The sequence below is a fragment of the Filobacillus milosensis genome, assembly GCF_004402015.1.
Lineage (GTDB): Bacteria > Bacillota > Bacilli > Bacillales > Alkalibacillaceae > Filobacillus > Filobacillus milosensis.
Map to the genome: position 1 here is coordinate 1 of NZ_SOPW01000065.1, position 333 is coordinate 333.

Here is a 333-nt window from a genome sequence, read left to right on the forward strand (position 1 = left end):
GCGTCGCCCGCCGGATCCCGAGATCAAACACCCGACCGCCCGCGGTGATCTCCAGCCGCCGAGCATCACGCGGGTCGAGGTCATTGAGCAGGTCCGGGTCCGCGAGCGCTAGGCGGATGCCGCGCGCCGATACATGCGGGGCTCGGCCCGAGTCGAACACGATGCGTCCAGCGTCCTGGTCCAACGCCACCGGGATGTCCGGCGCTCCCACGATGCGCGCGCTGTAGGCCGGCGCGGCGACAGTCACGATGCAACCTCACGGAAAGGCACATCGATCGTCCAGAACGCCTTCGTGCTGGGATCGAGCACAAGCCGGATCTCGCCCTCGGCGAC

Annotated in this window: 1 protein-coding gene; it reads right to left on the minus strand. The window is 69.1% G+C overall.

The features are described from left to right. The coding region (locus E3U55_RS17145; RefSeq protein WP_134341685.1) for an HHA domain-containing protein at positions 1-247 on the minus strand (247 nt) is incomplete at its 3' end. Between the last annotated feature and the right edge of the window lie 86 nt (positions 248-333).